At 63.0% G+C, this 25,986-nt stretch carries 28 protein-coding genes and 1 riboswitch; of the genes, 19 read left to right on the top strand and 9 right to left on the bottom strand.

Going from position 1 to position 25,986, the window contains the following annotated elements:
- Window positions 1-5: 5 nt before the first annotated feature.
- The 4 genes from ABD884_RS17005 to purU form a co-directional block, all read right to left on the bottom strand.
- Window positions 6-1,196, bottom strand: coding sequence for an ROK family transcriptional regulator (locus ABD884_RS17005; protein WP_345048329.1), 1,191 nt, complete (start codon window positions 1,194-1,196; stop codon window positions 6-8).
- An 87-nt stretch (window positions 1,197-1,283) separates the two neighbouring features.
- Entirely contained in the window at window positions 1,284-1,808 is a 525-nt protein-coding gene (locus ABD884_RS17000; protein ID WP_345048327.1) for a gamma carbonic anhydrase family protein, read from the bottom strand.
- An 82-nt stretch (window positions 1,809-1,890) separates the two neighbouring features.
- Window positions 1,891-2,478: a class I SAM-dependent methyltransferase gene (locus ABD884_RS16995; protein ID WP_345048323.1), complete on the bottom strand. Its 588-nt coding sequence runs from the start codon at window positions 2,476-2,478 to the stop codon at window positions 1,891-1,893.
- Between the two features lie 74 nt (window positions 2,479-2,552).
- Window positions 2,553-3,413, bottom strand: coding sequence for a formyltetrahydrofolate deformylase (gene purU, locus ABD884_RS16990; protein WP_028266349.1), 861 nt, complete (start codon window positions 3,411-3,413; stop codon window positions 2,553-2,555).
- Between the two features lie 35 nt (window positions 3,414-3,448).
- Window positions 3,449-3,533: riboswitch (ZMP/ZTP riboswitch) on the top strand.
- A 106-nt stretch (window positions 3,534-3,639) separates the two neighbouring features.
- On the opposite strand from purU, the gene glyA reads away from it, so the two are divergent.
- The 13 genes from glyA (at window position 3,640) to ABD884_RS16925 (ending at window position 15,410) form a co-directional block, all read left to right on the top strand.
- Entirely contained in the window at window positions 3,640-4,935 is a 1,296-nt protein-coding gene (gene glyA, locus ABD884_RS16985; RefSeq protein WP_345048319.1) for a serine hydroxymethyltransferase, read from the top strand.
- A 33-nt stretch (window positions 4,936-4,968) separates the two neighbouring features.
- Window positions 4,969-5,865, top strand: a complete 897-nt coding sequence (locus tag ABD884_RS16980) for a bifunctional methylenetetrahydrofolate dehydrogenase/methenyltetrahydrofolate cyclohydrolase (protein WP_345048314.1) — start codon at window positions 4,969-4,971, stop codon at window positions 5,863-5,865.
- 100 nt (window positions 5,866-5,965) lie between these two features.
- Window positions 5,966-7,111, top strand: a complete 1,146-nt coding sequence (locus ABD884_RS16975; RefSeq protein ID WP_345048311.1) for a sensor histidine kinase — start codon at window positions 5,966-5,968, stop codon at window positions 7,109-7,111.
- Entirely contained in the window at window positions 7,108-7,773 is a 666-nt protein-coding gene (locus ABD884_RS16970) for a response regulator (protein ID WP_345048306.1), read from the top strand. The genes ABD884_RS16975 and ABD884_RS16970 overlap by 4 nt, the downstream gene beginning before the upstream one ends.
- Window positions 7,774-7,887: 114 nt before the next feature.
- Entirely contained in the window at window positions 7,888-8,205 is a 318-nt protein-coding gene (locus ABD884_RS16965; RefSeq protein WP_345048302.1) for an SHOCT domain-containing protein, read from the top strand.
- Window positions 8,206-8,443: 238 nt separating this feature from the next.
- The gene (locus tag ABD884_RS16960) at window positions 8,444-9,373 is read left to right on the top strand and encodes an ABC transporter ATP-binding protein (RefSeq protein WP_345054984.1); all 930 of its coding nucleotides are present in this window, start codon (window positions 8,444-8,446) and stop codon (window positions 9,371-9,373) included.
- Window positions 9,374-9,396: 23 nt separating this feature from the next.
- Window positions 9,397-10,251 (top strand): ABC transporter permease, encoded by an 855-nt coding sequence (locus ABD884_RS16955; protein ID WP_345048299.1) that lies wholly within the window; start codon window positions 9,397-9,399, stop codon window positions 10,249-10,251.
- Window positions 10,248-11,081, top strand: coding sequence for an ABC transporter permease (locus ABD884_RS16950; protein WP_345048296.1), 834 nt, complete (start codon window positions 10,248-10,250; stop codon window positions 11,079-11,081). The genes ABD884_RS16955 and ABD884_RS16950 overlap by 4 nt, the downstream gene beginning before the upstream one ends.
- Window positions 11,082-11,148: 67 nt before the next feature.
- On the top strand, window positions 11,149-11,721 hold the full coding sequence (locus ABD884_RS16945) for a hypothetical protein (RefSeq protein ID WP_345048294.1): 573 nt from the start codon (window positions 11,149-11,151) through the stop codon (window positions 11,719-11,721).
- A gap of 9 nt (window positions 11,722-11,730) precedes the next feature.
- Window positions 11,731-12,564: an exodeoxyribonuclease III gene (locus ABD884_RS16940; RefSeq protein ID WP_345048291.1), complete on the top strand. Its 834-nt coding sequence runs from the start codon at window positions 11,731-11,733 to the stop codon at window positions 12,562-12,564.
- Between the two features lie 60 nt (window positions 12,565-12,624).
- The gene (trpS, locus tag ABD884_RS16935) at window positions 12,625-13,668 is read left to right on the top strand and encodes a tryptophan--tRNA ligase (protein WP_345054979.1); all 1,044 of its coding nucleotides are present in this window, start codon (window positions 12,625-12,627) and stop codon (window positions 13,666-13,668) included.
- Between the two features lie 4 nt (window positions 13,669-13,672).
- A complete protein-coding gene (locus ABD884_RS16930; protein WP_345048290.1) occupies window positions 13,673-14,347 on the top strand; it encodes a 2'-5' RNA ligase family protein in 675 nt (224 codons plus the stop codon).
- Window positions 14,348-14,447: 100 nt separating this feature from the next.
- Window positions 14,448-15,410 carry a YihY/virulence factor BrkB family protein gene (locus ABD884_RS16925; protein ID WP_376955021.1) on the top strand — a complete coding sequence of 321 codons (963 nt, stop codon included), beginning with the start codon at window positions 14,448-14,450 and terminating at the stop codon, window positions 15,408-15,410.
- Here ABD884_RS16925 and ABD884_RS16920 read toward each other — a convergent pair.
- From ABD884_RS16920 to sdhC, 5 genes are all read right to left on the bottom strand, one after another.
- Window positions 15,407-16,171, bottom strand: coding sequence for an alpha/beta hydrolase (locus ABD884_RS16920; RefSeq protein WP_345048288.1), 765 nt, complete (start codon window positions 16,169-16,171; stop codon window positions 15,407-15,409). The genes ABD884_RS16925 and ABD884_RS16920 overlap by 4 nt on opposite strands.
- 83 nt (window positions 16,172-16,254) lie before the next feature.
- Window positions 16,255-17,037, bottom strand: coding sequence for a succinate dehydrogenase iron-sulfur subunit (locus ABD884_RS16915; protein ID WP_028266362.1), 783 nt, complete (start codon window positions 17,035-17,037; stop codon window positions 16,255-16,257).
- Between the two features lies 1 nt (window position 17,038).
- A complete protein-coding gene (gene sdhA, locus ABD884_RS16910; RefSeq protein WP_345048284.1) occupies window positions 17,039-18,838 on the bottom strand; it encodes a succinate dehydrogenase flavoprotein subunit in 1,800 nt (599 codons plus the stop codon).
- A 93-nt stretch (window positions 18,839-18,931) separates the two neighbouring features.
- On the bottom strand, window positions 18,932-19,396 hold the full coding sequence (locus ABD884_RS16905; RefSeq protein ID WP_345048282.1) for a succinate dehydrogenase hydrophobic membrane anchor subunit: 465 nt from the start codon (window positions 19,394-19,396) through the stop codon (window positions 18,932-18,934).
- A 3-nt stretch (window positions 19,397-19,399) separates the two neighbouring features.
- The gene (gene sdhC, locus ABD884_RS16900) at window positions 19,400-19,780 is read right to left on the bottom strand and encodes a succinate dehydrogenase, cytochrome b556 subunit (protein ID WP_241709464.1); all 381 of its coding nucleotides are present in this window, start codon (window positions 19,778-19,780) and stop codon (window positions 19,400-19,402) included.
- A 274-nt stretch (window positions 19,781-20,054) separates the two neighbouring features.
- Between sdhC and ABD884_RS16895 the strand changes: the two genes are divergently transcribed.
- The 6 genes from ABD884_RS16895 to ABD884_RS16870 all read left to right on the top strand — a co-directional run bounded on the left by ABD884_RS16895 (window position 20,055) and on the right by ABD884_RS16870 (window position 25,864).
- On the top strand, window positions 20,055-21,152 hold the full coding sequence (locus ABD884_RS16895; protein ID WP_155854443.1) for a mannose-1-phosphate guanylyltransferase: 1,098 nt from the start codon (window positions 20,055-20,057) through the stop codon (window positions 21,150-21,152).
- A gap of 89 nt (window positions 21,153-21,241) precedes the next feature.
- Complete coding sequence (locus ABD884_RS16890; protein ID WP_345048278.1) at window positions 21,242-22,441, top strand: amidohydrolase; 1,200 nt, start codon at window positions 21,242-21,244, stop codon at window positions 22,439-22,441.
- 125 nt (window positions 22,442-22,566) lie between these two features.
- On the top strand, window positions 22,567-23,001 hold the full coding sequence (locus ABD884_RS16885) for a MarR family winged helix-turn-helix transcriptional regulator (protein WP_345048277.1): 435 nt from the start codon (window positions 22,567-22,569) through the stop codon (window positions 22,999-23,001).
- Window positions 23,002-23,034: 33 nt separating this feature from the next.
- Window positions 23,035-23,466 carry an organic hydroperoxide resistance protein gene (locus tag ABD884_RS16880; RefSeq protein ID WP_345048274.1) on the top strand — a complete coding sequence of 144 codons (432 nt, stop codon included), beginning with the start codon at window positions 23,035-23,037 and terminating at the stop codon, window positions 23,464-23,466.
- Complete coding sequence (locus ABD884_RS16875; protein ID WP_345048271.1) at window positions 23,463-24,482, top strand: NADP-dependent oxidoreductase; 1,020 nt, start codon at window positions 23,463-23,465, stop codon at window positions 24,480-24,482. Before ABD884_RS16880 ends, ABD884_RS16875 begins: the two co-directional genes overlap by 4 nt.
- A gap of 275 nt (window positions 24,483-24,757) precedes the next feature.
- On the top strand, window positions 24,758-25,864 hold the full coding sequence (locus ABD884_RS16870; protein ID WP_345048269.1) for a BMP family lipoprotein: 1,107 nt from the start codon (window positions 24,758-24,760) through the stop codon (window positions 25,862-25,864).
- Window positions 25,865-25,986 lie beyond the last annotated feature (122 nt).

Here is a 25,986-nt window from a genome sequence, read left to right as displayed (position 1 = left end):
AATACTCAGGACTGCTTGATACCGGCGTGCTGGAACACCAAAGCGGCCGCGCCAAGCGCTTCCGCCCGGGCGCCGAGCGAGGACATCGCCAAGTGCGTCGTCTCGCCGATCACGGGCACTGCGTGGCGGACGAGGCCGCGCCTGATTGGGTCCAGGAGGATGTCGCCGAGGCTGGCCAGGGGGCCGCCCACCACGATGACTTCGGGGTTTATGAGATTCGCCACATTGCCCAACGCCCGCCCCACCGCGAGTCCTGCGTCGTCCACCACGCGGAGGGTCGCTGAGTCCCTGGCCAGGGCGTTGCGCACGATATCTTCGGGTTCGAGGTGCAGGCCCGACCCTTTGCCGAGGAGCTCGATCATGGTGGTGGTTGAGGCCATCGTTTCCAAGCAGCCGCGATTGCCGCAGCGGCAGATGGCGCCGTATTCGTGGATGGTTGCATGGCCGATTTCTCCCGTGATTCCCACCGCCCCGTAGTACGGCGCGCCATTGATAATGAGGCCTGCGCCGATGCCGGAACCGATCTTGAGGAACATGAGGTTGCTGATTCCGCTGTGCGGCCCCCACGTCACCTCGGACAGGGCACCCAGATTGGCGTCGTTATCAACGTAGACGGGCAGATTGAGGGCTTCCTCCAGTCGTTCGAGAATCTGGATCCCCACCCATTCCGGCAGGATGGCGCCTTGCGCCACGGTGCCGGAACGGCGGTCGATGGGGCCGGCGATGCCGGCCCCCGCGCCCACTACGGCGCTTCGGTCAACGCCGCTTTCTACCAGCAGTTTGTCGAGGAGTGAGACCGCGGCACTGATACCCTGTTCGGCGTGGTGGCCAAGGGGTAGGGTCACGGTTTCCTCGACGATGATGTGATAGCCAAGCGATGCCAGGACCACCCGCAGATGGCGGCGGCCAAAGTCGATTCCGACTGCCACGGCACCGTTGCTGTTGAGCCTGACGTTCAGTGCCCGGCGTCCGGAGCTGGTTATCGGTTCGGTTGAGACAAGCCCGGCGTCCTGCATGATCTTGACGATGTTGGACACTGTGGCCGTGGAAAGTCCCGTTTGCCTTGCGAGTTCGGCTTGGGTGGAGGGGCCGCTCAACAGGCATTCGATGAGCCGCTGTTGGTTCAAGTGGCGCAACGCGGACTGGGAGCCAGGGTTCTTGCGGTGACTCTTCGTCGAGCGGGAGGTTGCGGGCATGACATGAAGCGTGCCTCAAATCACGCTTGCAGTCAAGAAGTTAACGCAACGGGGCGGACTTGTGTCGAGACCATGGACCCGCCCGCGTTAGCCCTGCGCGTGCATCTCGCGGTGCGCCGCCGCCAACTCCCGGTAGTGGGCCGCGTTGTGCCTCACGCCGTCGAGCTCGTCTTCGCTCAGTTCGCGGCGCACTTTGGCGGGCACGCCGGCAACCAAGGAGCGCGGCGGGATGACAGTTCCCTCGAGCACGACAGCGCCCGCCGCCACGAGAGAACCGGTGCCGATGACGGCGCCGTTCAGGATGGTGGCGCTCATGCCGATGAGGCAGTCGTCCTCCACCGTGCATCCGTGCACCACTGCACTGTGTCCCACGCTGACACGGTCGCCGACGGTGCAGGGGAAACCTGGATCGGCATGCAGGACCACATTGTCCTGGAGGTTCGAGCCGACGCCGACGCTGATGGTGGCAGTGTCTGCACGGACCGACACCCCGTAGAAGGCACTGGAGTCCTCGCCGAGGGTAGCCTTGCCGATGATCGATGCCGTGGGCGCCACGAAGGCGGTTTCATGGATGACCGGGGTATCCCCGGCAAAGGTGTAAATGGGAGTCATGCGGCAAGCCTAGATCACCCGGGCCCCAACTCAACTAGCTAGCAGTAGGTGTCGTTTTGAGCCTTCATAACGGCAACAACTGTTAGCTGGTTGGTCCCGGAGACGTCCGAAGGACCAAGAACTGGTAATGCTGCACCCATTGCCCGGCTCCCGGCCCGGACTCAATTCCCGTGCCTTCGGGCCAGGTCTCAAAGTGCTCGACGACGCCGTGCGCCCCGAAGATCCGCAGCACGGTTGCGTCGCTCCGCCGGCTGAAGAACCGCCGCGGCTCGTCTTCGTCGTCTTGGTTGAGGACTTCTTCATCGTCACCTGACCAGAGCCCGACGGCGATCGGCGCGCCAGCCGCGCTGACCCGCACAAGTTCGCTGACGACGTCGTTGATTCGAGTGTTGCGGACGTGCATGAGGGTGTCCATAGTCCACACGGCGGGGAACGAGGCATCTGCGAAGGGCAGAGACCGGCCGTTGGCCACACTGGCGTCCAAGCCCTTCGCCCGGGCGAGGTGGATGCTTTCCTCGGACAGGTCGACACCGGTGTAGTGCAGGCCCGCCCGCACGAATTCCAATCCTTCGACGCCGGTCGCACAGCCTAGTTCGAATAGCGAGTGCCTGTGTTCCTCTTTGAGCAGACGGATGAACCAATCGCGGCATTCCGTCAGGCGCGGCGTCATGTCCCCAGCGTAGAGCACACAACTAACTAGCAGTAGATGTCGTTATGAGGGCTCATAACGACAAGAAATGCGAGCTAGTTGAAGACCACTGTGCGGGTGCCGTCGAGCAGGACGCGGTGTTCGGCATGCCACTGCACGGCCTGGGTAAGGGTGCGGCCCTCGACATCGCGACCCATCTGCACGAATTGTTCGGCCGTGCGTGCGTGGTCCACACGGATGACTTCCTGCTCGATGATCGGGCCCTCGTCGAGGTCGGCCGTCACGTAGTGGGCCGTGGCGCCGATGATCTTCACACCGCGGGCGTGGGCCTGGTGGTAGGGCTTGGCACCCTTGAAGGAGGGCAGGAAGGAGTGATGGATGTTGATGGCCCTGCCGTTGAGCTCGGTGCAGAGATCGTTGGAGAGGACCTGCATGTAACGCGCCAGGACAGTCAGTTCGATGCCGTGCTCGTGGATGAGCGCGAGGAGTTTCGCCTCCGCTTCGGCCTTGGTGTCCGGCGTGACGGGGATGTAGTGGAAAGGAATGCCGTAGAACTCGGCCAGGCCTTCGAGATCCCGGTGGTTGGACACAATGGCCGGCACCTCGATGGGAAGGGTCCCCGTGCGTTGCTGGAATAGCAGATCATTGAGGCAATGGGCGTCCTTGGAACACAGGATGAGGGTACGGACCTTCTGGCCCACCGGGTTGATCTGCCACTTCATGCCGAATGCTTCGGCCACGGGGGCCAGCGCCGAACTCAGTTCTGCTTGGGTCGAGGACGTCGTGGCTTCCACGCGCATGAAGAAGTTTCCCGTGCTGGGACTGCCATATTGCTGAGAGTCGGCGATGTTACAGCCCGCCTCCAGCAAGGCGCCTGCAACAGCGTGCACGATCCCGGGCCGGTCCGGGCAGGACAGGGTTACAACAAAAGACGTAGGCAGGGTGGAGTCAGTCACACGCAAAGCCTACCGTTGCGCACCTGTTGTACTGTTTAAGTCGTCGCGACTGGCGTTGGGTGGTGTACCACCAGGGAGCGGCATTTTGAAGACCACGGATCGTACGCCTGGGCCGAGGGTCACGTTTTACTGTCGCTGTGCCCCGTCCCGTCATCAACGGGCATGGAAAAAACCCAGCCGGTAGCCTGACCTGTAGAAATACCCGTTGCCTATCCAGGAGATCTTCGTGACCACCACCATCACCTCCGCGACCATCAGCAACCAGCCGCTTTCCGAACTCGACCCCGAGATCGCAGCGGTTCTGGACCAGGAACTCGGCCGCCAACGCGGCACCCTGGAAATGATCGCTTCCGAGAACTTTGCGCCCCGTGCCGTCATGGAGGCCCAAGGCTCCGTGCTGACCAACAAGTACGCCGAAGGCTACCCGGGCAAGCGCTACTACGGCGGCTGCGAATACGTGGACATCGCCGAGCAATTGGCCATTGACCGCGTGAAAGCCCTCTTCGATGCCGAGTACGCCAACGTGCAGCCGCACTCCGGTGCGCAGGCCAATGCCGCGGCCCTGTCCGCCATGATCACACCGGGCGACAAGATCCTGGGCCTGTCCTTGGCGCACGGTGGCCACCTGACTCACGGCATGAAGCTCAACTTCTCCGGCAAGCTCTACAACGTGGCTGCTTACCAGGTGGAGCACGACACCTTCCGTGTGGACATGGACAAGCTCCGCGAACAGGCCATTGCCGAGAAACCGCAGGTCATCATCGCCGGTTGGTCGGCCTACCCACGCCACCTCGACTTCGCAGCTTTCCGCTCCATCGCAGACGAAGTCGGCGCTCTCCTCTGGACGGACATGGCGCACTTCGCCGGCCTCGTGGCGGCAGGCCTGCACCCGAGCCCGGTGCCGCACTCCGACGTCGTCACCTCTACGGTGCACAAGACGCTCGCGGGGCCTCGCTCCGGCGTGATCCTGGCCAAGGAAGAATGGGCGAAGAAGCTCAACTCCAATGTCTTCCCGGGCCAGCAGGGCGGTCCCCTCATGCACGTAATCGCTGCCAAGGCCGTTGCCTTCAAAATCGCAGCGGGCGAGGAATTCAAGGAACGCCAGGAGCGCGTCCTGGAAGGCGCCAAGATCATCGCCGACCGCCTCAACCAAGCGGACGTGGCCGAAGCAGGCGTGTCCGTCCTGACCGGCGGCACCGATGTCCACCTGGTTCTCGTTGACCTGCGAAACTCGCAGCTGGACGGCCAGCAGGCAGAGGACCTCCTGCACTCGGTGGGCATCACCGTCAACCGCAATGCTGTTCCGTTCGATCCCCGCCCGCCGATGGTCACCTCCGGACTGCGCATCGGCACCCCGGCCCTGGCCACCCGAGGCTTTGGTGCCAACGAATTCACCGAGGTTGCCGAGATCATCGCTTCGGCACTGAAGTCCGGATCAGCCGCTAACGTCGAAGCCCTGCAGGCCCGCGTCGACAAGCTCGCCGCGGACTTCCCGCTCTATCCGCAACACGAGCAGTGGTAAGCCGCAGGCCACCCACGAGAAAGAGCTGATGGAATGACATACCAGTCCACCGCACAAGTTCTTGACGGCAAGGCCACCGCCTCCGCCATCAAGTCCGAACTGAAGATCCGTGTAGCCGCCCTCCGCGAAAAGGGAGTGGTGCCGGGACTCGGCACCATCCTGGTGGGCTCGGATCCGGGCAGCACATGGTACGTGGCTGGCAAGCACAAGGACTGCGCCGAGGTCGGCATCACGTCAATCCGGCGTGACCTGCCTGAAGACGTCAGCCAGGAAGCGCTCCTCGAGGTGGTCCGTGAACTCAACGAAAACCCGGAATGCACCGGGTACATCGTGCAGTTGCCGCTCCCCAAGCACATCGATCAGGACGTGATCCTGGAGGCCATGGACCCCGAAAAGGACGCCGACGGCCTGCATCCCATGAACCTTGGCCGGCTCGTGGCCAACGTCAGCGGTGTCATGAAGTCCCCGCTGCCCTGCACCCCCAAGGGCTGCGTGGAACTGCTCCGTCGTCATGGCATCGAACTCAAGGGCAAGCGGGTCCTGGTGGTCGGCCGTGGCGTCACCATCGGCCGTCCCATCGGGCTCCTGCTCACCCGCAAGGACGTCAACGCCACGGTCACCCTGGCGCACACGGGCACCGTGGACCTGCCCGCCGAACTCAAGCTGGCCGACGTCGTGATTGCAGCTGCCGGGGTGCCGCACATGATCAAAGCCGGGGACCTCAAGCCGGGCGCCATCGTGCTCGACGTCGGCGTGAGCCGTGTGGACGACGGCAACGGTAAGGCCGTTGTCACCGGGGACGTGGACCCGGCCGCTGCCGGCGTTGCGTCCTGGCTGTCGCCGAATCCGGGCGGTGTGGGCCCGATGACCCGCGCCATGCTGCTCGCCAATGTGGTGGAGACCGCCGAACGGCACGCAGGCATCGCCTAGCAGCGGACGTGAACGGCGTAGGGGACCTACTCCCGCGGGAGTAGGTCCCCTACGCCTTTAACACGACGACGCCGGAGCCGTGCGCGGCTAGGCTCGGAACATGCAGCGGCGTTTCCAGGGTCCCCCCACGAGCTTCATCGTGATCGCGGTGGCCCTGATTCAAGTGCTGGGAACCGTGTTTTCGGCAAACCACCAGGGAACTCTGCGCCCCTTGGATCCCCTCGCCTTCATGCTGCTCTTCGCAGGGCCCGCCGCCCTGGCTTTCCGGACCCGCAAGCCCGCGGTCATGCTGCCGATCACCCTCGCGGCCACGTTCAGCTACGTGCTCCTCGGCTACGCATGGGGCCCGATTGTGCTGTCCTTGGCGGTGTCGATCATCCTGACGGCAGCCGCCGGGCTGCGCTGGGAGGCCTGGCTGGGGGCTGGATTCTGCGCCGCCGCCATCGTGCTGACCGCCGTTTTCGCCGGCAATGATCCCGCGCTTATTCGAGCCTCCGCCGGTGTTGCCTGGACGGCGATCCTCGTCCTGATCGGTGAAGGCTTCCGACGGCGGGGCGAGCGGATGGCCGAATACCGACGCCGGCGCGAGGCCGCGAAACAGGCCGAACGGGACGAGTACCGGCTCACGCTCGCCCGCGATATCCACGATGTGGTGGCACACTCCCTTTCGATGATCAACGTCCAGGCCTCGGTGGCGCTCCATTTAGGCACAAACGATCCGGAGAAGCTCCGGCCGGCACTCGAAGCCATCAAGGCCGCGAGCAAGGAGTCCTTGACCGAAGTCCGTCAGCTTCTCGGTGTGCTCCGCGACGATGCCCCGTTGAGCCCGCCGGCCCCGCCAAGTCTCGCGCGGATCCCGGAACTCGTGGAAGACGCACGGCGCGGCGGCCTGGATGTGCGGCTTGAAAACTCCGTGGCCCATGAACCAGTAGGAACGGCACAGCAGGAAACGGCACAGCAGGAAACGGCCTATCGGGTAGTCCAGGAAGCGCTAAGCAACGTCCGCAGGCACTCGGGCGCGGCGTCCGCCGTCGTACTTTTGGAATGGGCGGGGAACGCACTGAAGGTGAGGATCGACGACGACGGCGCAGGCCTTCGCGGAGCCCCCGCAGGTAACGGGCTGAGAGGCATGCGCGAGCGCGTCGAGGCCCTCGGCGGCACGCTTCGCCTGACGCCGCTGGAACCTGGACTGCGCGTGGAAGCGATGCTCCCGCCGGACCCTAACAGGCGAGGGGACCAGCCATGATCCGCCTGCTCCTTGCCGACGACCAGACCCTCATCCGGGCGGGATTCCGGGCGCTCCTGGACGCCGAACCGGACATGGAGGTAGTGGCGGAGGCCGGCACCGGCCGCGAGACGGTCAGGCTGGCCGAAAGCCAGGTGCCCGACGTCGTCCTGATGGACATCCGCATGCCGGACGGCGACGGCTTGGCCGCAACCCGGCAGATCCTGGCCAACCCCCGACTCACGAACACCCGGATCATCATCCTCACCACCTTCGAGCTGGACGAATACATCGCCGAAGCGGTGCGCGCCGGTGCCGCCGGCTTCCTCGTCAAGGACACCGAGCCGGAGGAACTGATCCGCGCCGTGCGGGTGGTGCACGACGGCGACGCCCTCCTTTCGCCGTCGGTGACGCGCCGCATCATGGCCCAGCTCGCCGTGCACAGCAGGGCGGCGTCGAAGGCCGTACCGCTGGACCAGATCACCGAACGCGAACGGGAGGTCCTGGCGCTGGTGGGCGAAGGCCTGAACAATGCCGAGATCGCCGAGCGGTTGTTCATCACTCCCTTGACGGCCAAGACCCACGTTTCCCGCATCATGACCAAGCTCCGTGTCCGGGACCGGGCGCAATTGGTGGTTCTCGCGTACGAATCCGGTCTGGTCCGACCGGGCTGGAGCAGCTAGCGCGTCCGCGCAGTCTCCCGGGGGAGTAGGTGGCCGGCTGCAAGTGACTCCCGGTGGCCGACGCGTTTGGAGGGGCGGAAAACCAGACTGGAACCAGAGCCGAGATACGGCCTGTTGAGAGTTTGGACTGGACATGTTGACATCACTGAGCACCACCCTCGGCGCCGCGGCCGCCCAGCTGCCCACCGACGTCGTCCATGGACCCGGGGCGGATTCGTCTTCTGGCCGTTTTTCCTCCTGATCCCGTTGTTCTGGATCCTGGTCATCGGATTCTTCATTCTCTTCGGTCGCCAGATGTGGCGTCGTAAGCACGATTGGGCAGCAACCCAGGGGGCCGAGAGTGTGCTGAGGGAGCGTTATGCGCGTGGCGAAATCGACGAGACCGAGTACCGCCAGCGGCTGGAAGTGCTGCGGGCACATCCGACAAAGTGAGGAATCGGCGGATTCTGCTGGATCATTCGCTCTGACTCAACCATCGAGCCCCGGAACCACGCGGTTTCCGGGGCTTGATGCGCGGAATGATCCAGCAGAATGTCACAAGGGGCAGCGTTCCATAGGGGTTATTCCAGAAAATTGCGCAATACCTCTTTCACGTATTCCTTGGCTCTACTAGTCTGCTGGGGTGCACAATGAAGCCACACGCTCCTTCTCCACTTCAGCCAGCTTCCAGATGAACCCACCTGCAGTCATCACAGCCGAAAAACTCACCAAGAGCTACGGCGAGCTCACCGCCGTCGACGGGATCTCCTTCGAGGTTCCGGCGGGGGAGTCCTTCGGGCTTCTGGGTCCCAACGGAGCGGGTAAGTCCACCACCATGAAGATGATCGGCGGCGTCACCCAGCGCACCTCCGGGAAGCTCAGCATCATGGGCCTCGACCCCGAAACCCACGGGCCCGAAGTTCGCGCGCACCTTGGCGTAGTGCCGCAGCAGGACAACCTCGACGAGGAACTGAAGGTCCGCGAAAACCTGATTGTCTATGGCCGCTACTTCGGCCTGCCCATGAGCTATTTGCGCCCGAAGGCCGACGAACTGCTCGAGTTCGCCCAGCTGACAGACAAAGCCAAATCCAGGGTGGACGCCCTCTCGGGCGGCATGAAACGGCGTCTGACGATTGCCCGCTCGCTGATCAACGAACCCAAGATCCTGCTCTTGGACGAACCCACCACGGGGTTGGACCCGCAGGCCCGGCATATCCTCTGGGACCGGTTGTTCAGGCTCAAGGAACAAGGCGTCACGCTGATCCTCACCACGCATTACATGGACGAAGCCGAACAGCTCTGTGACCGGTTGATCGTGGTGGACAAGGGCCGGATCATGGCCGAAGGCTCGCCTGCAAGCCTGATCCGGGAATACTCCACGCGCGAGGTCCTGGAACTCCGCTTCGGTTCGGAACGCAACGCGACCATCGGAAGCGAACTCGCCGGCATCGGCGAACGCGTCGAGACGCTTCCGGACCGGGTGCTCATCTACGCTAACGACGGCGAATCGGCCCTCGAGCAAGTCTCCGCACGCCGCCTCCGGCCCTTGACGTCCCTCGTGCGGCGCTCTTCCTTGGAGGACGTCTTCCTTCGGTTGACCGGACGGAGCCTCGTTGATTAGGGGACAGCTGAGTAGGAGGACCCATGGCTGACGTTCAGCTCCCGACGGCGGATCGCCCCTTGCGCGCACACTCGCCGGGCGTCTCGGCCAGCCGGGCTCGGCGTTGGGGGTCGTTCTTCTATGCCGAACAGGTCCTCAGGGTGATGCGTGGCTATGGCTGGTCGGTGTTCTTGTACAGCGTGGGCCAGCCGGTGGCGTACTTGTTCGCGATGGGCATCGGCTTGGCGAGCCTGGTGGATGCGAATGGCGCTTCGGTGTTCGGCGGAGTGAGCTACCTGACTTTCATCGCGCCTGCGCTGCTGGTCTCCTCCGCGGTCATGACAGCATCCGGGGACTTCTCCTACCCGATCATGGACGGCTTCAAGTGGCGCCGCGTGTTCTATGGCCCGCATGCTTCTCCGCTGGTTCCGCAGCAGATCGCTGCGGGCCACATCATGGCCAGTACCTTGAAGTTCCTTGCGCAATCGCTGCTCTACTTCCTCATCGTGGCCCTGTTCGGTGCCTCACCCAGTCCGTGGGGCTGGGTGTCGGCGGTGGTTGCCACGGTGGCCGGGCTCTCCTTCGGGCTGCCGCTCATGGCCTATGCCTCGAGCATCACCAAAGATTCCGGGCAGTTCGCCTTGGTGCAGCGATTCATCGTGGTGCCGCTGTTCCTGTTTTCGGGAACCTTCTTCCCGCTGGATTCGCTGCCGCTTGGAGTGCGCTGGATCGGCTGGATCTCCCCGGTCTGGCACGGTACGCAGTTGGGGCGCGTCTTCACCTACGGACTTGAGGAAAACCCCTTGCTGACGGTGACGCACGTCGTGTTCCTTGTGGGCGCGGCCGCGGCAGGTTGGATGCTGACGCGGCGCCAGTTCGTCAGGAGGATGGGAACATGAGCATTTTGACTGGACCGCATAGCGCCACGGACGCTGCCCGTGAGCGGACGTTCGGTCCGCTGTACTCCCGCAACGCGCTCGCCGTTGTGGCCCGGGGCCTCATGGCGGCGAAAAGCAGCACGTGGTTGATCCTGGTGTCCGGGTTCTTCGAGCCGGTGCTGTACTTGATTTCCATGGGCGTAGGACTGGGCTCGATTGTCGGGAGCGTGACGGGACCGGGCGGGCAGGAAATCAGCTATGCGGCCTATATCGCGCCGGCACTCCTTGCCGTGTCCGCCATGAACGGCGCCGTGTACGACTCCACCTGGAACGTCTTCTTCAAGATGAACTTCGCCAAGTTGTACCAAGGCATGCTCTACACATCACTCGGTCCATTGGACGTAGCCATCGGGGAGATCTTCCTGGCCCTGCTGCGCGGACTCCTCTACGCCACAGGATTCACGGCCGTCATGGCCGTCATGGGGCTCATCACTACCCCGTGGGCCCTCCTGGTCATCCCTGCGTCCGTACTGATCGCTTTCGGCTTCGCGAGCTTCGGGATGGGCATCACGAGCTTCATGAAGACTTTCCAGCAGATGGACTGGATCAACTTCTTCATGCTGCCGATGTTCCTGTTCAGCGCCACTTTCTACCCCCTGAGCGTCTATCCCCAATACATCCAGTGGCTTATCCAAGCGCTTCCCCTGTGGCACGGCGTAGAGCTTCTGCGGCAGATCAGCATTGCTTCCTTTAGCCCGGCCACGGCAGTTCACGTCGGCTACTACCTCGTGATGATCGTGCTTGGCATCATGCTCACCACCGGAAGGTTGCGCAAGCTCTTTCTGAAATAGCGGTTCGTGCTGTTCGCCCGGGGTGGAAGCGGCCGGTGCGCCGTCCGGAGTTTGCGACAATTAGTGCATGCGATCTCTCGGCGACTCCCCGTCATCTGTTCCCCCATCCGCTTCCGCGAAGAGCCCCTTTAAAGGCTTCCGCGTCGGCGGGCTGGGCATGACGGTAGTGCTCATCGCGTTCCTGGTGGCCGTGATCTTCGCGGCCAACCAGAACGACGTCGTCGGTTGGATTGTCGCCGTTGTTTCCTTCGGCTGGCTCGCTCTTGCCGCTTTCGTCGTTTTCAGTATCCAGAGGGCCGCTAAACGGGCTGGAGAAAAACTCGCTGAGGCACAAAACGCCTTCAACGCGGCCACCGGCCGGGCGCCGTCGTCGTCGAGCGCTGACCATGGCGGCACACGGGTGGTCTCGGAACGCAGCGAAGCGGATGAAATGCGGGACCTCAAACTGGACCATTCGTTCAAGATTGTCCAGGTGCAGGTTCGCGTCGTGGAGGACGAACGGGCGAAGGGTGAGTCCGCAGATCAGGACACCATCACCCGCGCTTTGGAGACCATAGCAATTACCTCAAGCAACGCCCGGGACATGATCAAGTCCTCCGGCGGCACCGACGAGCCCGTTTCGGGCACCATCATCGACTAGAGTAGGCGGGTGAGCTCGGCATTGAAGAAGGACTTCCTTCGCATCGCAACCGTCAACGTCAACGGCATTCGCGCCGCCTACAAGAAGGGCATGGCGGAGTGGCTTGAGCCGCGCGACGTCGACATCCTGTGTCTGCAGGAGGTCCGCGCGCCAGATGAGGTGGTCCACCAGCTCATCGGCGAAGGCTGGCACATCCTGCACGCCGAAGCCGAGGCCAAGGGGCGCGCGGGCGTAGCCATCGCCTCGCGGCAGGAGCCCGACGCTACCCGCGTGGGAATCGGCGACGACTATTTTGCCACCACCGGTCGCTGGGTCGAGGCCGACTATGCCGTGAAGACGAGCGGTGGCGAGGACACCACCCTGACCGTCGTCAGCGCCTACGTGCATTCCGGCGAAGTGGACACGCCCAAACAGGTGGACAAATACCGCTTCCTGGATGTCATGAGCACCAGGCTTCCGGAACTCGCCAAACACAGCGAGCACGCCTTGGTGGTGGGTGACCTCAACGTGGGCCACACTGAGCTCGACATCAAGAATTGGAAGGGCAACACCAAGCGTGCAGGCTTCCTTCCTGAGGAGCGGGAGTACTTCGACCGCTTCTTCGGCGACGAGATCGGATGGAGGGATGTCCACAGGGGCTTGGCAGGAAAAGTCGATGGCCCCTACACCTGGTGGTCCCAGCGCGGTAAGGCCTTTGATACTGACACGGGCTGGCGCATCGACTACCACATGGCCACTCCCGGACTCGCGGCAGCCGCTCTGTCGGCCGTCGTTGACCGGGCACCGTCATGGGACACCCGCTTCTCCGACCATGCACCGCTGGTAGTCGACTACCGGCTCTAGGCTTTCGAAAGTTTCCACATGACCAGCTCCACCACAACTGAACCCGCTGCTGCTGCAACCATGGCAGCAACTACCAAAACCGAGCCCAAGAAGCGGATCCTCTCAGGCGCCAAGCCCACGGCGGACTCGCTGCACTTGGGAAACTACATTGGCGCCGTCCGCAACTGGGTGGACATGCAGTCCGAGTACGACGCAGTCTTTTTCATTCCGGACCTGCACGCCATCACGGTCGACTTCGAACCCGAAGAGCTGGCCAAGCGCACCCGGACAGTCGCCGCCCAATACATCGCCGCCGGTATCGATCCCGAGAAGTGCATCTTCTTCGTGCAGTCCCACGTGCCTGAGCACGCCGAGCTCGCCTGGGCGCTGAACTGCATCACAGGATTCGGCGAGGCGTCACGTATGACGCAATTCAAGGACAAAACGCAGAAATCCGGGGCGGACGCCGCCACGGTGGGCCTGTTCGCTTATCCCACGCTCATGGCCGCGGATATCCTGCTTTACCAGGCGGATTTGGTTCCTGTGGGGGAAGACCAGCGCCAGCACCTTGAACTCACCAGAAACCTGGCTCAGAGATTCAACACCCGTTTCGGTAAGACCTTCACGGTGCCCGAGGCCACTATCCTGAAGAGCAGCGCCAAGATCTACGACCTTCAGAACCCCACTTCCAAGATGTCCAAGACCGGCGAATCGCCCAACGGTTCCATCCAATTGCTGGAGGACCCGAAGATCGCAGCCAAGCGCATCAAGTCGGCCGTGACGGACGACGACACTGTGATTCGCTTTGATCGCGACGCCAAGCCTGGTGTGTCCAATCTCCTGACGATCTACTCCAGCCTGACGGGCAAGACGATTGCGGACCTCGAAGGGGAGTACCAAGGCAAGATGTACGGTCACCTGAAGGTGGACCTGGCCGACGTGATGGTTGATTTCATCACTCCGTTGCGGGACCGAACGGCCGAACTCATGGGCGATCCCGCTGAGCTTGACCGTCTCCTGGCCAAGGGGGCTGCGAGGGCCCGGGAAGTTGCTTCCGTGACCTTGAGCGAGGTCTACAAACGGATGGGCTTCCTTGCCCTTGCCGGGCGGACAGGGATCCGCTAAGCACATGTGCGCTGCTGGCAAGCTCAGCGTCCGGGTCGGCTCCCTTCCAAGGGGCGCTGGCCAGGTCACTGATGCCCGCACGGATTCGGCTGCACACGAGGCCGACAGCGCGAGCAGCGACAGCCTGTGCGTGGGCGTCATCCTGGGCTTCCCCCAGGAGGTGGCCCGGGAACTACAACAATGGCGTGCCTCCTTTGGGGACCCTATGGCCGAGGTCATTCCTGCCCATATCACCCTCGTCACCACTACGCCCGCCCGGGACTGGGAAGCCACGCGGGAGCATGTCCGGGACGTTGCCCGCCGGCAGGCACCATTCAAGATCACGATTTCCGGTACAGGTTCCTTCCGGCCGGTGTCACCGGTGGTATTCGTGAACGTCGAAGATGGATTTGCCGAGTGCGTGGGATTGCACGAACAGTTGCAAAGCGGCCCGTTGGCACGCGATCTTCCGTTCCCCTACCACCCGCACGTGACGGTAGCCCACGACGTCGCACCCGAAAGTCTTGACGAAGCCGAAACGGCGCTCAAGAACTACACCGCCACCTTCCCTGTGGTTAGCATGGGACTTTACGAGCACGACGACAATGGCATCTGGCAGCTACGGGAAGAGCTCGACTTTGGCGGCGACACAGACCAACCACGTGAAAGCAACGCACCCCGATCGGCAGCAAGCGGCTAGACCGCCCCTACCCACTGAAGGGGCGCAGCTCAGGCTGCAGCTCATTCAGCGGCAGGTGGAATGGGGAAAGGCTCGCCGCTCAGGCAATGGTGGCGCCAAAATACCGGCATTCATCAACCTTGCCCTCGCCCGGCTGAGCAATTTCCGGCCCATGCGGGCGTTTAATCTTTATAACCTGCACAATGGCCCGCTGTTGAGCGCGGGCATAGGCTTCACGATGTTCTTCTCCATCACAGGTCTGCTGGCCACGGGATTCGCCGTGGCCGGCTTGGTTCTCAGCGGGCAACCCCAACTGGTTGATTCAATTGTCTCGAGCGTCGCTACATCGGCTCCCGGGCTCCTGAAAACCAGAGGAGGCAACGGACTGGTAGATCCGCATGATCTCTTGAATCCCACAGGCCTTGGCTGGACAGCTGCCATTGCCGCCGTCGTGACGGTGTTTTCCGCGCTCGGCTGGATCGCCGGAATCCGGCAAGGTCTTCGCGGCGTTTTGGGGCTGGACCCCCTCCAAGAGAACCCGCTGCTGATGAAGGCCCGCGACGCCGGTACCCTCCTGCTGCTGGGCGTCGCCTTGGTGGTCAGTGCCGGTGTTTCGCTGGTGTTCGGGACGGCGACCGGATGGATCATCGAACGGCTCGGCTTGGCTGACGCCGTGGGCGGCCCCGTCACTTGGCTCGTCCGCACGGCCGTTCCACTGGTCCTCAATTGGGCGACGGCGGTTATCATGTTCCGCTTCGCAGGCCGGCTGAAGCTTCGCCGTCGAGCGTTATTCGAAGGGACAGTGCTGGCCGGTATCGGGACCACCATTCTCCAGATTTTCAGCACCGAGTTGCTGGCGAATGCCGGACGGAATCCCCTTCTGGCCTCATTTGCCATCATCATCGGTCTTCTCATTTGGTTCAACCTGGTCAGCCAGGTCTACTTGGTCTCCGCTGCATGGGCGGCCATCAGGGAATCAGATGAGGGGCAAGGGCCACATCGCAAGCCGGCTCTCGGATCACGGCACCCTGCGCCCCATTCCTTCCCCACGAAACCTTCCCCGCCAAAGGCACATAAGGCCTAGTCGCCGAGGTACTGACCTGCCCACGCCGAAATGATTTTGGCTACCCGTGCCGCCTGGCCCTTGCCTGTCAACAGGTGATCGCTGCCTTCGAGTGACACGAAGCTGCGCGGGTGCCGGGCCGTTTGAAAGATGGTGCTGGCGTTTTCGATGCCCACCGTGTTGTCGGTGGGGGAGTGCAGCACCATGAGGGGCTTGTGCAGGGTCCGGATGCAATCGCTGAGGTCCGCGTTCTGGAGATCTTCCACGAAGTGGCGGCGGATCTCGACGCGCTTGCCGCCCAAATCGACCTCCGCGCTTCCTTCGCTGAGGATCTTGTCCATTGCTGAGTCAAAGACGTGCTCAACGTGCTTGGGCGAGAAGGGCGCGCCGACGGTCGCCACCGCATGGAGTTCCGGGATGTCCCGCGCGGCGGCCAAGACGGCCGCTCCGCCGAAGGAATGGCCGACAAGCAGGGAAATCGTCTTGCCTTCGGACCGCATGAACTCGGTGGCGCGCACGGTGTCGGCAACCTTATGGCTGAACGACCCTTGAGACCATTCCCCGCCCGAGCCGCCCAGCCCGACGTTGTCGAAGCGGAGCATCCCTACGCCGGCAGCTGCCAAGCCCTTGCAGATCCGCGCGGCGGCCGGACTGTCCTTCCCCAGGGTGAAACCGTGGGAGAACACACCCCAGCCGCGGACCGGGCCTTCAGGCACGTCCAGCAACCCCGAGAGCATTTCCCCGGTGGTGCCCTCGAAGTTGACCTTAACGGACGTTGTCATGTGCTTGCCTTCCACTTCAAACGACGACGGCGCCCCCTACCAAAGCGGTGGGCGGCGCCGTCGTCGTGCTTTAACTTCGGAAACTAGATCTTGCGTGCCAGGATGGCTTGCTTGACTTCGGCGATGGCCTGGGTCACCTGGATGCCACGCGGGCAAGCCTCCGTGCAGTTGAAGGTGGTGCGGCAGCGCCACACGCCTTCCTTGTCGTTGAGGATCTCCAAGCGCATGTCGCCGGCATCGTCGCGGGAATCGAAGATGAAGCGGTGCGCGTTCACAATGGCGGCCGGCCCGAAGTACTGCCCGTCGGTCCAGAACACAGGGCACGACGAGGTGCACGCAGCGCACAGGATGCACTTGGTGGTGTCGTCAAAGCGTTCACGGTCCTCGACGGACTGCAGGCGTTCCTTGGTGGGCTCGTGGCCCTTGTTGATCAGGAAGGGCATGACCTCGCGGAAGGACTGGAAGAACGGCTCCATGTCCACGATCAGGTCCTTCTCCACCGGGAGGCCCTTGATCGGTTCAACGGTGATGGGCTTGGACGTGTCCAAGTCCTTCAGCAGGGTCTTGCAGGCGAGGCGGTTACGGCCGTTGATGCGCATAGCGTCGGAGCCGCACACACCGTGTGCACAGGAACGGCGGAAGGACAGCGAGCCGTCGATTTCCCACTTGACCTTGTGCAGGGCGTCCAGCACGCGGTCGGTGCCGTACATCGTGAGCTGGTGGTCTTCCCATACGGGCTCTTCCGAGACCTCGGGATTGTAGCGCCGTACTCGCAAGGTGATGTTGAAGGTGGGAATTTCCCCACCACCACCAATGTGCGCGGGCAGCTCGATCTTGGATGCTGGCTCAGCAAGTTCAGCAGACATCTTAGTACTTCCTCACCATCGGCTCGTAGCGCGTAAAGACGACAGGCTTGGTGCCAAGTCGGATGCCCGCGATTGCTTCCGCAGATCCGTCCGCTGGGGCGTGCTCATCCTTATACGCCATGGAGTGCTTCATGAATTTTTCGTCGTCGCGCTCCGGGAAGTCCTCCCGGAAGTGGCCTCCACGGGACTCCTCCCGGTGCAGGGCAGCAACTGTCATGACCTTGGCCAGTTCCAGCAGGAAGCCCAGCTCCACCGCTTCGAGCAAGTCAAGGTTGAAACGCTTTCCCTTGTCCTGGACGCTGATGCGCTGGTAGCGCTCTTCGAGGGACGCGATGTCCTTGAGCACCTGGTTCAGGGTGTCCGCCGTACGGAACACCTGCATGTTGGCATCCATGGTGTCCTGAAGTTCCTTGCGGATCGCGGCAACCCTTTCGCCGCCGTCGGCAGTGCGGACGTGGTTCAGCAGATCCAGCGTGTATGCCTCCGGGTCTTCCGGGAGTTCCACGAAGTCAGCAGTCTTGGCGTATTCGGCAGCGGCGATGCCGGCGCGCTTGCCGAAGACGTTGATGTCCAGCAGTGAGTTGGTACCCAGGCGGTTGGAACCGTGCACGGAGACGCAAGCAACCTCACCGGCCGCGTACAGGCCCGGCACGATCGTGTCGTTGTCCTGCAGGACCTCCGTGGTGATGTTGGTTGGTATGCCGCCCATGGCGTAGTGCGCCGTCGGGAACACGGGAACCGGTTCCGTGTACGGCTCGACGCCGAGGTAAGTGCGTGCGAATTCGGTAATGTCCGGAAGCTTCGCGTCAATGTGAGCTGGCTCGAGGTGCGTCAGGTCAAGAAGGACGTAGTCCTTGTTCGGCCCGCAGCCGCGTCCTTCACGGACTTCGTTTGCCATGGAGCGGGCCACGATGTCGCGGGGCGCGAGGTCCTTGATAGTGGGGGCGTAGCGTTCCATGAAGCGTTCACCCTCCGAGTTCCGGAGGATCGCGCCTTCACCGCGGGCAGCTTCCGAAAGGAGGATGCCCAAGCCTGCCAAGCCGGTCGGGTGGAACTGGAAGAATTCCATGTCCTCCAGCGGAATTCCGCGGCGGAAGGCGATGCCCATGCCGTCACCGGTCAGGGTGTGGGCGTTGGAAGTCGTCTTGAAGACCTTTCCTGCGCCTCCCGAGGCGAATACCACGGACTTTGCGTGGAACACGTGCAATTCGCCCGAGGCCAGGTCGTAGGACACGACGCCGGCAACGCGCTTCTGCTTGTACGGTGTGCCGTCTTCGCGGACGGCGTCTTCTTCGACGGTCAGCAGGTCCAGGACGTAGTACTCGTTGTAGAACTCAACATTGTGCTTGACGCAGTTTTGGTACAGCGTCTGCAGGATCATGTGCCCAGTGCGGTCTGCTGCGTAGCAGGCGCGACGGACGGGAGCCTTGCCGTGGTCACGGGTGTGGCCACCGAAACGGCGCTGGTCAATGCGGCCTTCGGGGGTCCGGTTGAACGGCAGTCCCATCTTTTCCAAGTCCAGCACGGCGTCGATGGCTTCTTTTGCCATGACCTCGGCTGCATCCTGGTCAACCAGGTAGTCGCCGCCCTTGATGGTGTCGAACGTGTGCCACTCCCAGTTGTCCTCTTCGACGTTGGCCAAAGCTGCACACATGCCGCCTTGGGCCGCGCCTGTGTGGGAACGGGTGGGGTAGAGCTTGGTCAGTACTGCAGTGCGTGCGCGCTGACCGGATTCGATCGCGGCGCGCATGCCGGCGCCGCCGGCACCGACAATAACGACGTCGTACTTATGGACCTGCATACCAGATGCTCTTTCTCTCTAAGTCAGATGGTCGGCGGAGCCTGCTCCGCGTGTTACGCACCGCCGGAGATTCCCGGTGGTGCAGCGAAGCCGCTACGGCAACGGGCAGAACCCGCCCGGCAGCTGAACGCCGTTGACGACGGGGCACGGGTTGAACGTGAAGATCACCAGGGTGCCCAGAACGATGATGACGACCGAGGCCGCGTACAGGACCACCTTGAGCCACAATCGCGTGGCGTCCTTCTCGGCGTAGTCGTTGATGATGGTGCGGACGCCGTTGGTGCCGTGCAACATGGCGAGCCACAACATGGCCAGATCCCAGAACTGCCAGAACGGATCGGCCCATTTGCCGGCCACGAAGCCGAAGTCGATGCCGTGGATGCCCTCGCCCACCATCAGGTTAACGAAGAGGTGGCCGAAGATCAGCACCACCAGCACGACGCCGGAGAGCCGCATGAACAGCCAGGCGAACATTTCGAAGTTGCCCTTGGAACCCGCGCCGCGACGGTACTTGGGCGCGATCTTTCCACTGCGTGGGTTCTGAATCTCAGTACTCATGGCTTAGTGGCCTCCCAGAGCGAGGGACAGGTGGCGGATGGCGAAGGCCCCGAAAACGACCAGCCACAATACGAGGACGGTCCACAGCAATTGACGCTGGTACTTGGCGCCCTTCTTCCAGAAGTCAATGGCGATCACTCGCAGGCCATTGAAGGCGTGGAAGACGATCGCTGCGACGAGGCCCGTTTCGCCCAGGGCCATGAGGGGGTTCTTGTAGGCGCCGATAACAGCCGTGTAGGCCTCCGGGGACACACGCACCAATGAGGTGTCCAGCACATGGACCAACAAGAAGAAAAAGATCACAACACCGGTAATGCGGTGTCCAACCCAGGACCACATGCCTTCACGGCCGCGGTACAAGGTGCCAGCTGGTTTTGTCGGCACTGAATAAACCTTCCTGCAACACAGCGGCGCTGGCACGGGATCCATGCGGGGGAAACGCCAGCTGCGAGAGCACTCGTAGCTCAGCCTAAATCTAGGCTTCGCTCACAGCTTATTCAATTTACACCCGCCTTCCCGTAACGAGATGGCGGGTGTTTGCCTGAATTCCGCGCTTTTCGCCGCAAGGGTGAGACGAAGACCACAAAGTGGGACTTGCGCGGGTGTCCGATATGGTGTTGCGGTGAGTATAGACAACGCGGTAAGCCGCGAATCGCCAATGCGCCACTTCCACGCGGTCATTCCGGCCGGCGGAGTGGGCACGCGCCTATGGCCGCTGTCGCGTGCCGCTGCGCCCAAATTCCTGCACGACCTCACGGGTTCGGGGAGCACCCTTCTCCGGGCGACGTATGACCGCTTGGAGCCGTTGGCCGGCAATCGGGTCCTGGTGGTCACAGGTGTGGCGCATCGTGCAGCCGTCTGCCGTCAGCTTCCCGAAGTGGGCGACGATGAGCTGGTCCTCGAAAGCGAACCCAAAGACTCAGGAGCGGCCATCGGTCTCGCCGCCGCCATCCTGCACCGTCGCGACCCGGACACCATCATGGGTTCCTTCGCCGCGGACCATGTCATCAGCCCGGACAACCTGTTCCAGGAGACGGTGCGAGAGGCTATCCACACCGCGGCCGCGGGAAAGATAGTTACGATCGGCATCAAGCCCACGCATCCCTCCACCGGGTTCGGCTACATCCGCACCGGCAATTTGCTCAATATCGACGATGCACCGAACGCGCATGCCGTCGTGGAATTCGTCGAGAAGCCAAGCGAGGACATCGCCAAGAAGTACCTGGAGACCGGCGACTACGTCTGGAATGCCGGAATGTTTGTCGCGCCCGTTGCCCTCATGCTCAAGCACCTTGAAGCGAACCAGCCGGTCCTGTTTGCCGGGCTGCAGGAAATCGCGGATGCCTGGGACACTCCGGAACGCGACGAGGTAACGGCCCGGGTGTGGCCTACCCTGCCTAAGATCGCCATTGATTATGCGGTGGCAGAACCCGCCGCGGCGGCGGGGGATGTCGCCGTCGTGCCCGGTACTTTCCGGTGGGATGACGTCGGAGACTTCGCCGCGATCGGTCGCCTCAACAACGCCGGCGACGTCGACGAAGTGACGGTTCTCGGCGAAGGTGCGCGCGTCTTCACCGAGAACGCGAGCGGCGTGGTTGTTTCCGATACCAAGCGCGTGATCGCGCTCATCGGCATCAAGGACGTTGTGATCGTGGACACGCCGGATGCTTTGCTGGTCACCACCAAGGAGCATGCGCAGCGGGTCAAGGGCGCGGTGGACGCGCTCAAGGCAAGCGGGGACACTGACGTTCTCTAGCTCGGCTCTAGCCCAAGTGCTGGGGGCGTCGTCCGTAACCAAGAGACCTCTTTCGTTACTCGGGGGGCGCGGATGACTAGAGTTGTGGGGTGCGCAATTTCACTACTGAAACCGAGCCGACCCCCGTGGTGAAGCCGTGGCTTGAAGACCTCCTGCCGGAACTCATCGAATTCCGGAGGGACTTGCATGCGCACCCGGAACTTTCCTTCAAGGAATTCCGAACGACGGAAAAACTGGCAGAACGGCTCGAAGCTGCGGGGCTGAAGCCCCGCAGGCTCGAAGGCTCAGGGCTGACGGTCGACGTCGGCGACGGACCCATCGCCACCGCGCTGCGCGGAGACATTGACGCCCTCCCCATCATCGAGGAGACCGGGCTTCCCTTCGCGTCGAAGAACCACGGTGTCACCCACGCGTGCGGGCACGACGTCCACACCACCAGCATGCTTGGCATCGCCTTGGTGCTGCAGGCCATGCACCAGGAGTCCCCGCTGGGCGGCACGGTCCGCATCATCTTCCAGCCGGCGGAGGAAACCATGCCCGGCGGGGCGTTGTCCTGCATCGAACAGGGGGTCCTTCAGGGTGTTCCGCGGATCCTGGCACTCCACTGTGATCCGCGTATCAACGTGGGCAAGATCGGCACGCGCATCGGCGCCATCACCTCGGCGTCGGACACCATCAAGATTGAACTGACAGGGCGGGGTGGTCACACGTCCCGTCCGCACCTGACTGAGGACCTCGTCTTCGCGCTGGCCCAGATCGCGGTCAATGTCCCGGCCGTGCTGTCGCGTCGCGTGGATGTACGCAGCGGCGTCTCGGTGGTCTGGGGCCAGATCACTGCAGGTTCGGCGCCCAACGCCATCCCCGCCAGCGGCTACATGGCGGGTACCATGCGGTGCCTGGACCGTGACGCTTGGCACAGTGCGGGGGAGTTGTTGGACGATGTCGTCCAGCAAGTTGCTGCGCCGTACGGGGTGGATGTCCACCTTGAGCACACGCGCGGCGTCCCGCCCGTGGTCAACTCGGAACACGAAACCGCCCTCATTGAGGCCGCGGCACGTGCCGAACTCGGCGAGCATGCCGTCGTCTTGACGCCGCAGTCCATGGGTGGTGAGGATTTCGCCTGGTTCCTGGCTGACCTGCCCGGCGCCATGATGCGGCTCGGAACCCACACGCCAGGCGGTGAAGAATACGATCTCCACCGGGGTGACTTCATCGTGGACGAGCGTGCGCTCGGCTTCGCGATTCAAGTCCTGGCCGCCGCCGCGCTACGCACCATCAGGGATCTCTAAAACCTCGGCGCGAGCTGGCAGTAGATGCCCCTTTGCCGCGATTTTGCGGTCATCTGCTGCCAGTTCGCGCTTATTTTATGCGATTTGGGTTGTGCACAATTTAATTGTTGGCTATCGTTTGTCTTATGAGTGAAACCCCCCGTCTCAACCGCCAGGTTTGTTTCGCCCTCTACTCCGCTTCGAAGGCGGCGACGGCGGTCTACCGGCCGGTGCTGGACGAGCTTGGGCTGACGTATCCGCAGTACCTCGTGATGCTGGTCCTCTGGGAAAGCGAGCCACGAAGCGTCCGCGAACTGGGCGTGGAATTGGGACTCGACTCGGGTACCCTGTCTCCGCTGCTCAAGAGGCTTGAATCCGTGGGCCTCGTGGAGCGCCGGCGTTCGGCCGAGGATGAGCGTCGCGTCGAGGTCCACCTTAGCAATGCGGGCCGGGCCCTCAGCAGTCGGGCGAAGACGGTGCCGCAACGGCTAGCCGACTCCGCCGGCTTGAGTGCCTCTGAGCTTGCGCAGCTTCACGACACCCTTGGCCGGCTCACGGCCGCCCTCCATTCAGCCATCTGATCACCCATCCCCTCCAAAGGAACAGGACCAACAGTGAAGACTTTGTACACGGCCGAGGCGCTGGCCTCCGGCGAAGGCCGCGACGGCAACGCACGCAGCAACGACGGCAAGCTGGATGTGGCTCTTGCCAGCCCGGTGGAACTGGGCGGAAACGGCCTGGGTACCAACCCGGAGCAACTTTTCGCCGCCGGTTACGCCGCATGCTTCCACTCCGCACTCAGGCTGGTGGGGCGAAAGGCCCGGGTGGATCTGAGCGATTCCGCGGTCGCAGCGAAGATCCGCTTCGGCGCCCTGGAAGACCGCGAAGGCTACGGTCTCGCCGCCGAACTTGAAATCGCCCTTCCCGCCGTAGACCGCGAGACGGCCGAGCAGCTCGTGGCCAAGGCCCACCAGATCTGCCCGTATTCCAACGCGACCCGCGGCAACATCGCCGTCGACATCAAGGTTGTGGAGGTGGCCGCATGAGCACCGCACTTCCCCGCAGCACCCGCGAAATACAGCTGGCGTCCCGCCCGCAGGGACGCCCTGTCCAGGAGAACTTCCGGCTGGCCGAGACCGATCTGCCGGAGCTTAAGGACGGCCAGGTCCTGGTCCGCAATGAGTTCATGTCGGTCGATCCCTACATGCGCGGCCGCATGAATGACGTGAAGTCCTACTCCGCACCCTTCCGCCTCGATACAGCGCTCGACGGCGGTGCGGTCGGCGAGGTGATCGCGTCCCGTTCCGACGCGCTCAAGGTGGGCGACGTCGTCGTGCACCAGCTCGGATGGCGCGATTTCTCCGTGGTGGACGCCGCAAGCGCGACGCCGGTCCCGGCCGGCATGGCGCCGACTTCGGCATTCCTCGGCGCGCTCGGCATGACGGGCCTGACGGCGTACGCCGGCTTGCTCAAGGTGGCCGAGTTCAAAGCCGGGGACGTCGTCTTCGTTTCCGGTGCTGCAGGCGCCGTCGGCTCGATGGTTGGGCAGATCGCCAAAGCCATGGGTGCCCCCAAAGTCATCGGCAGCGCTGGCTCGCCGGAAAAGGTGGCGCGCTTGTTGGAACTCGGCTTCGATGCCGCTTTCGACTACCACGACGGTCCCGTAGCGGAGAAACTCCGTGAGGCGGCTGGGGAGCGGGGCATCGATGTCTACTTCGACAACGTGGGCGGCGAACACCTCGAGGCGGCCCTCTCAGTCCTCACGGTAGGCGGTCGCGTGGCAATGTGCGGTGCGATCTCGCAGTACAACTCCACGGAGCCAAGTCCTGCCCCTCGGAACCTGGCGGTGGCCATCGGAAAGCAACTGACCCTCCGGGGCTTCCTGGTGAGCGGGCAGCGCCAGCACGCCGCCGAGTTCGCCGGGCGGATGGCCGGATGGCTGGCCGACGGAACGGTCCGCTATGACGAGACGATCGTTGACGGGCTGGAAAACGCCCCGCAGGCCTTTATCGATCTCCTGGATGGGGCCAACACGGGCAAGATGCTGGTCCGCCTGCCCTGAGTGCCGGCGGCCTGAGTGCCAAAGCGCGGGGCCGGATCTTACGACCGTTAGCTGGGAGTTCCTCTACTGCTTGGTAACAAAAGCTCAACAATCTTCGGATTGTTGAGCTTTTGTGTTAGCGGGGTGTGTTCCATCCCACTAAAGTTGTGCCATCAGTGCGCCTCGGCGCAGTGCTGCGAAGCATCAGTGAAAACAGAATTTCAACCTCGAGTTTTCGAAACGGACACTCATTGACCGACTGTCGTAGCATCAATCACTTTCTTCCTGGAGGAAAATTGAAGCAATCACTGCGTGGCACCCTCAAGCGCGGTTCATTTGCGGGCGTCGCAACTGCGGGTGCCGCTGCTCTTTTGCTGGCAGGCTGCGGCAGCGCACCGTCTGCGTCCAGTTCGGGCAGCGCCACCAAATCGGACTACACCGCGTGCATGGTTTCCGATTCCGGTGGCTTCGATGACAAGTCGTTCAACCAGTCGGGCTATGAGGGACTTCAGGCGGCAGCGAAGGACCTGAACATCCAGGAAAAGCACGTCCAGTCCAAGGCCGACACGGACTACGATCCCAACCTCCGTTCGATGGTCCAGCAGGGCTGCAAGCTGACGGTCACCGTCGGCTTCCTCCTGGGCGACGCCACCAAGAACATCGCCACGGCAAACCCGAACAACCACTTCGCCATCATCGACTACTCGGACCCCACCTTTCCGAAGAACGTCAAGCCGATTGTCTATGACACGGCCCAGGCTGCCTTCCTGGCCGGTTACCTGGCCGCTGGTACCTCCAAGACCGGCAAGGTCGCCACTTTCGGCGGACTCAACATCCCCACCGTGAGCATCTTCATGGACGGCTTCGCCGATGGCGTGAAGTACTACAACCAGAAGAAGGGCAAGTCCGTCCAACTGCTTGGCTGGGACAAGGACAAGCAGGACGGGACGTTCGTTGGCGACTTCAAGCAGGTCGACAAGGGCAAGGTCCTCACCCAGGGATTCCTGGACCAAGGCGCCGACGTTGTCCTTCCTGTCGCAGGGCCGGTAGGCGCAGGCGCCGGCAGTGCGATCCTCGACGCCAAGGCAAAGGGCACGGACGCCAAGCTGATCTGGGTCGACTCTGACGGCTACCTGACCGCACCCGCCTACAAGTCGGTCATCCTGACTTCCGTCCAGAAGACCATGGCAACCGCCGTCGAAACGGTCATCAAGGCGGACAAGGACGGCAAGTTCGACCCCAGCCCGTACGTTGGCACGCTCGATAACGGGGGCGTGGCGCTTGCCCCGTTCCACGATCTCGACTCCGCAGTGCCGGCTGACATGAAGAGCGATCTTGACCAGCTGAAGAAGGACATTATCTCCGGCGCAGTCAAAGTCGAATCAAAGTCCAGCCCGAAGTAGGAATCTGGGCTAAACCACGTCGCGCTGCCCTTTAGCCGAGTTTTGGCAGAAGGGCAGCGTGTTCTGTGTTGCCTTCAATTTTGCTCTTCGACACTCATTGGCCGGGCACTATGCTGAGAGCA

Origin of the sequence: Arthrobacter methylotrophus, from assembly GCF_039539965.1 — a bacterium.
Classification (GTDB): Bacteria; Actinomycetota; Actinomycetes; order Actinomycetales; family Micrococcaceae; genus Arthrobacter; species Arthrobacter methylotrophus.
The sequence above is the reverse complement of the archived record's forward strand: the minus strand, read 5'-3'. Positions and strand labels throughout refer to the sequence as shown.